Below are 12934 nucleotides of genomic sequence, written 5' to 3'. Positions count from 1 at the left end.
CTATAAAAACGAGCATTAGAATACTCGTTTTTAAAGAAATAAATGATATGAAACCCTGTATTTTTTAAGATTATTAGACAGGTCTTATTTAACTTTACAAAGTCTCATTTAGTTCTACAATTGACCGTTGTTTATCTTTTCACTTTTTACAGGATCTTTTGTTATTCTTCGTTTGTCCTTCGGAAAAAGGGTATAAACATCAATAACACCATTGAACCCGTAAGGAGGGATTGTTATGGATAAAAAGGTTGCGATTATTGATTTAGGATCGAACTCCGTAAGAATGATTGTTGTGGCGGTGAATGACCGGGGAGCCTACCGGCTGATTGACCAGGTTACCTCTATGGTCCGTCTGGGCCGGGGGATGGGCAACGAGAAAGTAATTCAGGAGGAAAGTTTATCCCGGAGCCTTTCCACTTTAAAGATTTTCAAGAAGTTTGTAGACTCCTATAACGTGGATATGACCATTGCCGTAGCCACGGCGGCTCTTCGACGGGCCGCCAATCAAAAAGAGGTGCTCAAGCGGATCAAAAAAGAGACGGGACTTCGCTTTCAAGTGCTTTCTACTGACAGAGAAGCCTATTACAGCTATCTTGGTGTGATAAACACCTTATACCTGGAAGATTTTATTATGGTTGATATCGGTGGCGGTAGCATTCAAATCGCAAAGGTACTAAACCGAAAAGTCCAACAGGCGGTAAACTTTCCCTTCGGATCGATTACCCTCATGGAAAACTTCGGTCTCTCCGACGAAATTTCCGATACCTCCCGGGAAAAAGCCCTGTCTTTCATAAAAGAATCCCTGGATAAAATTCCCTGGTTGAATAAAGAGGATCAACTGCCCATTGTGGGTCTTGGAGGAAGCCTTCGAAACCTGGGTCGCTTAGCCCAACATCGATTCAACTTGGAGTACGCAACGATCCACAATTTGTTGTTATCCCCGGAAAGGGCTATGGAAATTGTTGAGGATCTTGCAGGAAAGAATTACCGAAAACGCCTGGATACTCCCGGTGTTGATCAGGACCGAGGAGACATTATCCTTGGCGGTCTTCTTCCCTTTCAAGGCCTTATAGAAAAATTAGAACCTACGGAAATCCTTTTAAGCGGCAGCGGATTACGGGAAGGGTTGTTCTTCGAAAAGTTTTTACAGGAAATCAATCCTCAGCCCATGCCGATAAAAAATATTTTGGATCATAGCTTGTACAATACCTTAGGTCGCTACCAAATGAATGTTACCCACGCGGAAAAGATTCACTATATTTCCCTAAAACTCTTTCGTGCCCTGCAGCGGGTCCACAATCTCTCCTCTGAATACGAGAGTATTCTCCGGGCGGCTTCCCTGCTCCATGACCTGGGTATGAACGTGGATTACTATAATCACCATAATCATAGTTTTTATCTAATTATCCACTCCCGGATTTACGGTCTGACCCAGCGGGAAATTATTTTATCCGCTTTTATCGCCGGAGAACATCGGGGAGCAGACTTAAGTCAGGTCCAGGAGCCTTATTATAAAATCCTTACCCAAAAGGAGAAAAAAATTATAGAAATCATGGGTATGTTTTTAAAAATCGCTGAAATGCTGGATCGTAATCAGTACGGACAACTTACGAAAATTTCCACCTTCTTAGAGGAAGAGGACTTCACCGTAACCCTTCTTTCCTCCGAGGCCATCGGCATTGAGGATTTCAGTATTGAACCTTTCAAGGAAGAATTCTATGATTTATTCGGCAAACGCCTGATTATCAACACGGATCACTATTAATTGTAGCATTGACAAAAGCCTTAGAAGGATCTTTCAGGATCCCCTAAGGCTTTTTTATCCTTTGCTTTTTCTTCAGCTTTTTTTCTCTCCGTTGATTTTTACGATTCTTCGTTCCAATTCTTTACGGGGTAGCCATATTTGATGTTCACAGCCCAGGCATTGAATACGAAAGTCCGCTCCCGTACGAAGCACTTTAAAGGTTTTTGACCCACAGGGATGGGCTTTTTTTAAGGTAAGCTCGTCACCTACTTCTAATTTTAGGGGCATATATTTCCTCCTTTTGTCTACAGGGTTATGGTTTTCTTCGCGGCATTGGATTTTTCCACAATATCATACATGTTTCCAACCCCTCCCACTAATAACTGATTTTTCACTTTGTAATAGTCCAGGCAGGCGCCGCAGGAAATGATCTCCACACCTTTTTCCTCTAATTTCCTCAGATGATCAATGACCAAAGACCCCTCTACGGTAAGTTTAATCCCGGAGTTTAAAAACAGTAGCCTCCTTGGGGTTTTCGTGGCCTCCGTAAGGGTGTAAATATAACCCTTCATTAAAACCTCCCCCAGTTCCCGGTTTCCCTCTCCCAGGGTATCCTTGGTAATTAAAATTGTTAAGTCCTCGCGGTTTACTCCTTTTGAAGGAAACTCCAACCCTTCGGAAATTTGGATGTCCCCCTCCTTGTAAATTTCAATATAAAAATCCCCTTTGGATTCTTTAATCTCCGCTCGTAAATTCATGCTTTTTGCCAGTTTTGAAATATTCTCTTTGGCCACGTCATTATCAACAATAGTGATTATCCTTCCATCCTTTTCACTTTCCAGGGCTTTTTTTGTTTGTATCACCGGTATGGGACATTGCTTCCCTCTCATGTCAATTTCTTTATCCATTATATTTTCCCTCCTAGGTTTCCCATTTAATATCTGTTTTCAGTATATCAATTCTTTCCCTTTTCAACAATAGAAGGGGGATAAAACTTTTCAATAGGCTTTTCGTTTGATATTGGTTTTATTAGGGTATATAACCACCAAATACAGGTCCTATGATAAAAGGAGGAAGGGTCATGAAAGAAGAAAGACTTTTGATTTTAAAACTATTAAAAGAAGGAAATATTACAGAGGAGGAAGCGGAAAAACTTCTATCCGCCCTGGAGGATAAAAGGGATCGAGGCACTTTCAGGACGGCAAAAACCAAGATCGATGAGTCTTTGGACTCCGCCGGGGAAACCTTCCATGAAAAGCGAAAGGCCTTTAAGGAAGACTTTGAAGAAAATTTTGAGGAACTGGAGGATAAATTCGAGGATTTCGGTGAGGATTTTAGTAAACGGATGAACCGTTTGGGAAGTATGATTGCCCATACCTCCACCTCCCTTGCGGATAAAATTCTCCATTCCGTGGAAGAGGCTCTAGAATCCGAAGAATTGCAACCCTATGATGTTTTTACTAAAAAGGAGACCTTTCACGAAACTTTGGAAATTCCTTTAAGTGATCTGGAAGACCACCGTGTTAAGATATCTTCCATAAACGGAAAGGTGAAGGTGGAGTCTTGGGAAAAGGACTGTATTAGGCTTAAGGCGAAAATCCAAATGAAGCCCGAAGATTATCAGGAGCAAGGTCTGATTTTCCAATCCCATATCGGTGAAGAAGGACTTGTTTTTTCGCCAAGGATTGACAAAGGGTTTTACAGTTTTCTTACCCTTTATCTTCCAAAGATGCTTTACAATTCTCTGAAAGTGGAAAATCAAAAGGGCTCCGTGTTCATCGAGGACTTCGAAGGAAAGGAATTAGATATTCAAACCCAAAACGGTTCCATTCAGTTGCGCCGATGTTCTATTAAAGATCTGGGAAAATTAAAGACTAAAAACAGTAAAATTCTACTCCATCGAGTGAATGGGGGAAAGCTGATCCTTCAAACGAAAAATGGCAAGATTTTAGGGGAGCTCCTGGACGCAAAAGTTCTGGATTTTAAAACCTCGATGGGAAACATCGCTTTAGATGAACTGGTCTATCATCATTTAGAGCAATTGCACCTTCAGACCAGCAACGGTCATTTAAAGGTTTTAGATCCTCTTCCGGAAAACTGCGGGCTTCGAGTGCTTGCCCAAACCAAGAACGGTTCCATTAAACTGGGGCCTGATTTGGAGTTAATCGAAAATCTCCAGGAGGGAAACAACCTCCGAATTAATGGGCGTAGCAAGCACTTGGAAGAAATGGATCACGCCTTCGATGTTCAGGCTTACACCACCAACGGAGACATTTCCCTGTTTTAAGCCTCAAAAAAATTATTCATAACAAAACCCCCTTGAAATCTATAATTCCAGGGGGGTTGTTATCTTATTTTTTTACGCTTATTTTCTTATTTCTTATAGGTTTTTTTGATTTTTACTGTAAGTCTTTTTAAAATCATACTATATTAAATACTGTGCACCTCACTTCGAACCGTCACCATAGACGTTACCTTAGCAGTTAGCTCGAATTAGGCACCCCTACGACACACGAAAGGGATCACTTACCGCTGCTTCCTTCCGGACCTGACGGGATTCATGAGCTTTCGTTGCGTAAGACCCAACGGTCAACACCACTTACTAAGGGCTGCTCTACAGTGAGCAATCCTCGGTGAGGCTTCGATCCTGCTATAGCGGATTGCAGGTTACAAGGCACCGCTACCTCCCCATCTAGCACAGTAAACTTGAGAACTATTAATGGCGGAGAGAGCGGGACTCGAACCCGCGGGGCCTTTCGGCCTTACACGCTTTCCAGGCGTGCCCCTTAGCCAACTCGGACATCTCTCCGTATTTTTCTTACTGTTTCTTTATCTTACTGTTCTTTTTCTGCTTTTTGTTTCGCGGCTTTCGCCTCTTTTTTGGTTCTTCGAAGCTCTTGAAAAAAACCGGTTAATATTTTGCTGCAGGCTTCTTCCAATACCCCGCCGGTAACCTCCACTTTATGGTTAAAATCTTCTTTATCAAAGAGATTGATTACGGAACCGCAGGCACCGCCTTTGGGATCATAGGCACCAAATACCAATCGGGCTATACGACTTTGTATCATGGCTCCACCACACATCACACAGGGCTCCATTGTAACATAGAGAGTGGTACCTGTCAATCGCCAACTATTCAGTGCTTTGTTTCCTTGTTCTATCGCCAGGATTTCTGCATGGGCCGTTGCCTGTTGGTGAATTTCCCGAAGATTATGGGCTTTTGCAAGCACCTCTCCGTCTTTTACCAATAGGGCGCCAATGGGAACTTCTCCCAGGGCCTTTGCTTTTTCCCCTTCTTTTATAGCCAAAGTCATATAATACTGGTCACAATAATCTTCCACAAAGATCTTGCTCCTTTTGGTAACTGCTTTTTCATCCTCTCCTATAGTAAAACCTTTTCGGGAAATTGTCAAGATTTTTGTTGAAAAGATTTAAATAACAAGGGACCTTCTTTATGTATATGCATAAATATAAATATTTTTCATAAAATTTTTTTTATCTTGTTTTGTCTATTGCAACCCCCTAGAATCTGCTATAAAATAAGGTTTACAAAGACTTTATAAGATTATGGTTTTATTAAAAAATTTATTACAAAGGAGAGATTTTATGAAAAACATCGGTTTATTACCTCGACTGATTATCGGTATTATTTCCGGGGTCCTCATCGGTCTGTTTTTTCCGGAGTGGATTGGTAGACTGCTTTATACCTTTACCCATATCTTCGGTAACCTCTTAGGATACATCGTACCCTTAATCATTTTAGGCTTTATCATCCCCGGTATTGCAGAACTTGGCTCTAAGGCCGGAAAGCTTTTGGCCGGTACCGCGGGAATCGCTTATCTTTCCACCTTGGGAGCGGGAATTGTCGCCTTTTTTATTTCCATGGCCATTGTTCCGAGAATTATTGCCGGTGGAACCGCCGGAGATCCCGACGCTGTGGGACTGACTCCCTTTTTAGAATTGGATATTCCCCCGATTATGGGTGTTATGACCGCCCTGATCACCGCTTTTATTTTCGGTCTCGGTATCAACTTTTTACGCCATGAAAAAGCCCAGGAAACCCTGTTCAATTTCATGGAAGAATTTCGAACCATCATTGTTGGTTTTATTAAGAAAGTCATTATTCCTTTTTTACCTGTACACATTGCCGGAATTTTTGCGGATATGGCGGCTTCGGGAGAAGCGTTCCAAACCCTGCAGGTATTCGGTCAGGTGTTTGTTTTAATCATCCTTATGCACTTAGGATACATCATCGTTCAATACAGTATTGCTTCCACGAGAACCGGTAAAAATCCATTTTCCGCCATCAAGAAAATGATTCCGGCCTACACCACAGCCCTGGGAACTATGTCCAGTGCCGCTACGATTCCTGTAACCCTTCGAAGTGTAAAATCCAACGGGGTCAGTGAGCGGGTGGCGGACTTTGTTGTTCCCCTTTCCGCCACCATTCATTTAGCGGGAAGTACCATTTCTCTTGTGGCCTGCGCCGTGGCTGTAATCGTCCTTGGAGGGGGAAGCCCTCAGTTTTTTGAATTCTTGCCCTTCATTGTTATGCTCGGGGTTACCATGGTAGCGGCGCCCGGAGTCCCCGGAGGAGCGGTGATGGCCGCCTTGGGACTGCTGTCCAGCATCCTTGGTTTTACCGAGGCCCAGCAAGGTTTAATGATCGCTCTGTATATGGCCCAGGACGGTTTCGGTACCGCTTGCAACATTACGGGAGACGGAGCCATTGCCTCCTTTATCGATACCTTCACCGAAGACACCGCCGCTGCCACGGAGCCGGTTTCCGCTGAGGTGGAATCCTAAATTAAGTACTTTTCTGTAATAGCACCAAATAATCTTTAAAGTCTAAAAAAAGGTAAGGGACGCGGTCCCTTACCTTTTTTGTTTGTGTTTTTCAGTGGCTTCGCTACTTACTTTCGGTAACTTCCTTTTTCTTGATCGCTTCAATGTTTCTCATATAGCTTTGCAGAGCCTTGGGAATGGTAACGCTGCCATCCTTTTCCTGACAGTTTTCCAAAATCGCCGCTACGGTTCTTCCCACCGCAAGTCCCGAGCCGTTTAAGGTGTGAAGGAAGGCTACTTTCCCTCCTTCGGGACGGTAACGGATATTGGCTCTTCTCGCCTGAAAATCTTCAAAGTTGGAGCAGGAGGAGATCTCCACATACCGGTTGTAGCTGGGCATCCACACTTCAATATCGTATTTAAAGGCTGCGGTAAATCCTAAGTCCCCGGTGCAAATTTTCACCACGCGATAGGGGATCTCTAAAATCTGCAGTACTTTTTCCGCATTGGCGGTCAAAGACTCTAGTTCTTCATAGGATGCCTCCGGTCGCACAAATTTCACAAGCTCCACTTTATTAAACTGATGCTGGCGAATCAGTCCCCGGGTATCCCGGCCGGCGGAACCGGCTTCGGAACGGAAACAGGGGGTGTAGGCCACAAATTTTCGGGGCAGATCCTCTTCCGGTAAAATCTCGTCCCGGTAAATGTTGGTCACCGGCACTTCCGCTGTGGGAACCAAAAAGTAATCTTTTTGAGGGATCTTAAAGGCGTCCTCTTCAAACTTGGGAAGCTGACCGGTTCCCGTCATACTGTCCCGGTTCACCATAAAGGGGGGCAGCAGTTCCGTATAGCCGTGTTCTTCCGTATGAAGTTCGATCATAAAATTGATCAGAGCCCGTTCCAGTCTCGCTCCTAAGCCGTGATACAAAGTAAATCTGGATCCGGTAACCTTGGCGGCGGCCTGAAAGTCTAGGATTCCCAGATCCTCTCCAATCTCCCAGTGGGGTTTATGGGTAAAGTCAAATACCCTGGGCTCTCCCCATTTTCTGACTTCCACATTGTCTTCATCGCTTTCCCCTTGGGGAACCTCCGGGTGGGGAACATTGGGGATTCGCATCAGTTGGTAATGAATTTTTTCTTCCACATCCCGAACCTTCTCATCATATTCCTTGATTTCCTGGGAGAGTTTTTTCATCTCCTCTAAGGTCTCCCCGGTGTCCTTGCCTTCCTTTTTCAGTCTGGGTATTTCCTTTGATACCACCTTTTGCTCATTTTTCATCTGTTCCACGGTACCGAGCAGGGCCTTTCTTTCATCGTCCAAGGCCAGTACCTCCTCCAGCTTTTTAGGTTCTTCCCCCCGTCTAGCCATGGCGGCTTTCACTTCTTCTAAATCTCTTCTGATTCGTTTGATATCCAGCATTTTTTTCTCCTCCTTTTACGTTGTTTTTTTAGTTTCTCAGGGCTTTTCCTTTTCTACGACTTTTTTCCATAAAAAAACTTCCATCCCTATAAAGGGACAGAAGTTGTTCTGCGTTGCCACCCTACTTGACCCTAATGAATTTTAATTCTCTTAGGATCCACTCGAGGCAGGATAAGGGTTGCAAACCCTTGGGCATTACCCCAATACTCCGGGACGGATTCAATCCTTCAGGCCATCGATTTTCAGCGACCATCGACTCTCTTAGGACCTGGGGGACTTACTGCTTCCCTTCTTCGTAACTTATATTAATGGGTATTCTATCATAATTTCCACCCGAAGACAAGCTTTAAGAGGGAGTTTTTTGAATATTCTATCGGGATCGAGTTTTCATTATAACAAGTCTCTTTGCCCCATTTCTCTCAGGATTTCCTCCAGTTCCTCCATGAGATCCCCATATTCTTGCCAATTCCCCTCTCGAAGGGCTTCATTGGCTTCGTCCAAGGTATCATTGGCCTGTTGAATCAGCTCCTGGATATTTGAGAACTCTTCCAACACTTCCTCGGAGGCCTCTTCCTCCATAGCTTCTTCCAATTCCTCTTCCATCTCTCCTAATCGATCGGCAAAAAGGGCATTCAGGCCTTCTTCCAAGGTTGGATGCATCTCCACTTGATCTCCATAAGCCACAATGACTTTTTTTACCTCGGGAATACTGTCTTCTCCTTCAGCGGCAAGATAAATCGGTTCCACATACAGTATGGAATTCTCGATGGGAATTACCATCAGATTTCCCCGAATAACCGTAGAACCTCCCTGATCCCAAAGAGAAAAACTCTCGGAAATATCCGAACGTTGGTCAATTCGATTTTCAATCTGCATCGGCCCGTAAATATTCCGGTCTCGGGGCAGATCATAAAGAACAAGCTCTCCATAGTGCTCTCCGTCATTTCTGGCCACCAGCATGGCCGTCATATTTCGAAGATCCTTTGGGGTATACATTCTTGAAAGAATAAATTCTTCCTGCTCTTCTTCCGGCAGACGAAGAATCATGTAATGGGACTCTACATCCTGTACACCGCCTCTATAGCGTTCCTCCGCAATATTCCATAGATCTCCCTGATCATAAAACACACTGGGTTCCGTCATATGATAGGTTCGATAAATCTCCGTTTGCAAGTCAAAATATTCGTGGGGATATCTTACATGATCCCGAAGGCCGCTTTCCATTTCTTCCATGCTGTCAAAGAGCACGGGATAAATGGATTCATAGGTTTTAATGATCGGGTCTTCCATGTCGGAAATGTAATAACTCACATCCCCATTATAGGCGTCCACCACTACCTTGACCGAGTTTCGAATATAGTTATGTCCATTTTCCAGATAAGGGGTAGCGTAAGGGTAGTCTTCACTAGTGGTGTATCCGTCGATGATCCAGTACAGCCGCCCTTCATTAATGACCATATAAGGATCCTCGTCATACTGAATAAAGGGAGCTATTTTTTGTACCCGATCCATAATATTTCGGTCGTATACAATTTTGCTTCCTTCTCTTATTTCATCATTCAACAGGATTTCCATGCTGCGATTTTTCATGGCATAGAGAAAACGATTTCCAAAAGTTAAATCAATCCCTGCACTGCCCTCATAAATTCCTTCGAAATTATCAAGGTCTTCTTCTTCCAGCTCCTCGTCCTCTAGGTCCGTGGTGTCAACCTCAAATTCTTCTTCGGTATTTACAATGATGTAGTGATCCGTGAGCTCTCCAAAATAGATTTCCGGCCGATCAATGGTTACATCGGTATCGGTACTGGGAGGAATATTTCCCACAACCATCTCCGGCTGTCCTTCGGAAGTTACCTGATTTACTGGAGATACCACCGCACCATTGCCATGGGTAAAGCGCAGGTGCCGGTTAATCCAGGAAGCCCGGGCATTTTCTCCTAATCGCTCCAGGTCCAGTTCACGAGGACCTAAAAATACTTGGGTGTATTCTCCTTCAATCTCATAACGGTCAATATCCACATCCACAAAGCGGTAGTACAGCCGTATGGCCTGGATCTGATTGTAGGTCTCCAGGGTGGGTCGATGATCGTGGATCCGGATATTCTCGATGGTACCCGGATTGTTTTGTATATCGCTTAAGGTCAAGTTGTTTTCTGCGGAAAACTCCTGTTGTTCTATACTATCGATGCCATAAGCCTGCTGGGTAAAGGCGATATTATGTTCAATATAGGGGAGTTCCCGATTAAGCTCATTAGGTGTTACGCTGAACTGCTGGACAGCGCTTCCGATCAGACCCCCGACCATACCGATAAGCAGAATTAAGATGGGACCCGCCAGGGCCACTTTCAATTTTTTCTTATGGTAGCCGTAGGAGATCAGGGCTGCCGCCACTAGGGAGGCCACCATTTGCACCCGGATTACCGGAAGTCTTACATTGATATCCGTATAACCGGCACCATAAATCAGTCCTTCCGAGGATTTTAGAATATCAAAACTTCGAAAATAGAACAGTACCGCCAGCAATACAAAAATCATAGTGGAGACTACGGTGATTTGCTTCAGGGTCAGCTTTAAAAACTTTGTCATAAAGCTGCTTCGAAAATTTAAATCCTCCTTTGCCGCATAAAGAGTGGGCTTTCGAAGGAAAAACATCAAGCCGTAAAATATCACCGTCAGCATAATTAAGCCTAGAATAATTCCGAAAAGGCTGCTGATGATTTGATTGTACAAGGGAAGTTGAAACAGGTAAAACCCCAGATCATTATCAAAGATGGGATCCCTTAATCCGTAGGGTACCCGATTAAAGAATACCAGAATTTCAAACCACAGGTTGTTTGCGGTGTTTAGTCCCACCATTACAGAAGAAAAGATGATTGGAATCCCTAAAATTTGATTGACCCGTCTTTCGGAAAAACCATTATCATAGATGACAAAACTTTTATAATAATTTTTTTTCAAAAATAGGACATACACCGTATAAATCCCGATGAACAACAAAAACACGGGCAAAAATATTTGGGCTTTTGTTATAAATTCCTTTAAAAAAACCTCTTCATAGCCCAGGTCTCCAAACCACTGAAAAGAAGTTATCCAATTGATAATTTCCGATAAAAACAGTCCCAGAATTACCATTATTCCAATGATCCATATTACAATGCTTTTTCCATACTTTTTCATAACAATTTCACTCCTTCATAAAAAAAAGATCCTAAAATGTATTATACACCCTAGGATTTAATAAAGATAGTTGCTATTCTTTTTTTTTTACATTTTCTACTGGGATTTTGGAAGACTTAAATCCCCGGCTTCAATGTATCCTTTTTTCATCATGACTTTGGCTAACAAAAGGGTCAAAATCCCCGGTAGAATAAAGTGAAGAATCCCCATTTTCATCAAAACCGTCATGGGAGGATTTCCGTTTTCCACAACCATTTGGGCATAGGTACCGAACTGACCCACCAGTCCGCTGGTGCCCATGCCGGCGCCGATACTATTGCTTTCCATGGCAAAGACCACCGTTGCCATCGGTCCTAAAATACCACTGGCTATAATAGGCGGCATCCACACAATTGGTTTTTTAACGATATTGGGAATTTGCAGCATACTGGTACCTATTCCCTGGGCGATCAGGCCGCCGATTCCGTTATCTTTAAAACTCATCACGGAGAATCCGATCATTTGGGTGGCACATCCCACCAAGGCGGCTCCCGCTGCCAGGCCTTCCAGTCCTAAGGATATGGCTAAGGCTGCACTGCTGATGGGTAGGGTTAAGAGCATGCCCATGGTAATACTGAGAATAATCCCCATGGGAAGGGGATGAAGTTCCGTTGTGGTATTGATAAACTCGCCGATGTAATACATCATCGAGCTTACCCCGGGGCCTACGAAAACCCCGGCCAGTCCCCCGGTGATAATCACTGAAGCGGGAACCAACACGATATCCACCTTCGTTTTTCCTGTAATAAACTTTCCCACTTCCACACCTACCAGGGCAGCAATAAAAGCCCCTACCGGTTCCCCGATATTAATAGTGGCTATTCCCTCATCCAAGGTGACGGTGCCGGCACCGATGGCTCCTGTCACGATGGAGGCAAAAATCCCGAGGGCCGGGGCGCCAAGGGTATAGGCCACGCCAGCACCAATACTGGGGCCCATTACTCTTTGGGCAATGATTCCGAAGTTTTGCAGCAGGGAAATGTTTAGGATTTCCCCTATTTGCGTTAAAATCAGTCCGATAATTAAGGATGCAAACAATCCTAAAGCCATGCCGTTTAAGGCCTTTGTGATATACTGTCTTACCGTAACGGTTTCTCCTGCGATCTTCAATGCTTCTCCTCCTCATTTATGATTAATTACAGCTGTCTTGTCACATTACCGTAAAAATATATCACAGTTCTATCCTTCGATCAAGTAGTGATTCTTTCTCAGTACCTTCAATAATTGTTCATACACGGCTTCGCTGGGCACTTCAATAGTGTGCATATGCACTCCGTCGGTGAGTTCTGCTAAGGGCTTGGCCTCTTGCTTTTCTAATTGATTCATGAAATTTTCAATATCCAGCCGACTGTTAATATTTAGATTCCCTCGGATTTCTCCATAGACGGGATGCTCTACAATAACATCCACAATCACCACTCCTAGATCCACCATCAGGGTCAGTTCCTTTTTCAAATCCGTCCCTTTATTATGTCGGGTTACAATGGTTTTTTGTCGTCCCTTCCCTTGTTTTTCCGGAATTATATACCCTTGGGGCGTGGCGATGATTTCTTTTCCTTCTGCCCGTAACAGGGCAATATCCTGGACAATCACCTGTCTGGAGACTCCGTATTTCTTGGATAACTCGGTTCCTTTCATGGGTTTTCCGGCTTTTTTTATAGCTTCTACAATCGCACTTCTTCTGTTTTTTCCTTTCATACCATACCCTCCTCTCTTTATATCCCCTGTTTCTGCTTTTTGTATGCATTTTTTTCCTCTTTGAAATATTA

At 43.7% G+C, this 12934-nt stretch carries 10 protein-coding genes, 1 tRNA gene, 1 other RNA gene and 1 other annotated feature; of the genes, 3 read left to right on the top strand and 9 right to left on the bottom strand.

Going from position 1 to position 12934, the window contains the following annotated elements; translation table 11 throughout:
• Positions 1-235 precede the first annotated feature (235 nt).
• Positions 236-1765, top strand: a complete 1530-nt coding sequence (locus ISALK_RS12255) for a Ppx/GppA phosphatase family protein (protein ID WP_160722716.1) — start codon at positions 236-238, stop codon at positions 1763-1765.
• Positions 1766-1837: 72 nt separating this feature from the next.
• On the opposite strand, the gene ISALK_RS12250 is transcribed toward ISALK_RS12255, so the two are convergent.
• Together ISALK_RS12250 and yedF are read right to left on the bottom strand one after the other, a co-directional pair.
• Complete coding sequence (locus ISALK_RS12250; RefSeq protein ID WP_160722714.1) at positions 1838-2032, bottom strand: DUF951 domain-containing protein; 195 nt, start codon at positions 2030-2032, stop codon at positions 1838-1840.
• A 17-nt stretch (positions 2033-2049) separates the two neighbouring features.
• Positions 2050-2652 carry a sulfurtransferase-like selenium metabolism protein YedF gene (gene yedF, locus ISALK_RS12245; RefSeq protein ID WP_160722712.1) on the bottom strand — a complete coding sequence of 201 codons (603 nt, stop codon included), beginning with the start codon at positions 2650-2652 and terminating at the stop codon, positions 2050-2052.
• Positions 2653-2825: 173 nt separating this feature from the next.
• On the opposite strand from yedF, the gene ISALK_RS12240 reads away from it, so the two are divergent.
• The gene (locus ISALK_RS12240; protein ID WP_160722710.1) at positions 2826-4031 is read left to right on the top strand and encodes a DUF4097 family beta strand repeat-containing protein; all 1206 of its coding nucleotides are present in this window, start codon (positions 2826-2828) and stop codon (positions 4029-4031) included.
• A 150-nt stretch (positions 4032-4181) separates the two neighbouring features.
• On the opposite strand, the gene ffs is transcribed toward ISALK_RS12240, so the two are convergent.
• The 3 genes from ffs to tadA all read right to left on the bottom strand — a co-directional run bounded on the left by ffs (position 4182) and on the right by tadA (position 5085).
• Positions 4182-4445: signal recognition particle sRNA large type (ffs, locus tag ISALK_RS12235), an RNA gene on the bottom strand.
• 19 nt (positions 4446-4464) lie between these two features.
• Positions 4465-4553, bottom strand: a tRNA-Ser gene (locus ISALK_RS12230).
• Between the two features lie 25 nt (positions 4554-4578).
• The gene (gene tadA / locus ISALK_RS12225; protein ID WP_371723959.1) at positions 4579-5085 is read right to left on the bottom strand and encodes a tRNA adenosine(34) deaminase TadA; all 507 of its coding nucleotides are present in this window, start codon (positions 5083-5085) and stop codon (positions 4579-4581) included.
• 265 nt (positions 5086-5350) lie between these two features.
• On the opposite strand from tadA, the gene ISALK_RS12220 reads away from it, so the two are divergent.
• The gene (locus tag ISALK_RS12220; protein WP_160722708.1) at positions 5351-6550 is read left to right on the top strand and encodes a dicarboxylate/amino acid:cation symporter; all 1200 of its coding nucleotides are present in this window, start codon (positions 5351-5353) and stop codon (positions 6548-6550) included.
• 103 nt (positions 6551-6653) lie between these two features.
• On the opposite strand, the gene serS is transcribed toward ISALK_RS12220, so the two are convergent.
• The 4 genes from serS to ISALK_RS12200 all read right to left on the bottom strand — a co-directional run bounded on the left by serS (position 6654) and on the right by ISALK_RS12200 (position 12863).
• Positions 6654-7949, bottom strand: a complete 1296-nt coding sequence (serS, locus tag ISALK_RS12215) for a serine--tRNA ligase (RefSeq protein WP_160722706.1) — start codon at positions 7947-7949, stop codon at positions 6654-6656.
• A gap of 89 nt (positions 7950-8038) precedes the next feature.
• Positions 8039-8252, bottom strand: a binding site (T-box leader).
• An 87-nt stretch (positions 8253-8339) separates the two neighbouring features.
• On the bottom strand, positions 8340-11126 hold the full coding sequence (locus ISALK_RS12210) for a UPF0182 family membrane protein (RefSeq protein WP_160722704.1): 2787 nt from the start codon (positions 11124-11126) through the stop codon (positions 8340-8342).
• 96 nt (positions 11127-11222) lie between these two features.
• On the bottom strand, positions 11223-12275 hold the full coding sequence (locus tag ISALK_RS12205; RefSeq protein WP_306770741.1) for a PTS sugar transporter subunit IIC: 1053 nt from the start codon (positions 12273-12275) through the stop codon (positions 11223-11225).
• Positions 12276-12344: 69 nt separating this feature from the next.
• Positions 12345-12863 (bottom strand): transcription repressor NadR, encoded by a 519-nt coding sequence (locus ISALK_RS12200; RefSeq protein ID WP_160722702.1) that lies wholly within the window; start codon positions 12861-12863, stop codon positions 12345-12347.
• Positions 12864-12934 lie beyond the last annotated feature (71 nt).

This window comes from Isachenkonia alkalipeptolytica (assembly GCF_009910325.1).
GTDB classification, from domain to species: domain Bacteria; phylum Bacillota; class Clostridia; order Peptostreptococcales; family T1SED10-28; genus Isachenkonia; species Isachenkonia alkalipeptolytica.
Note: the sequence above shows the minus strand (reverse complement) of the source record. Positions and strands in the feature narration are given on the sequence as shown.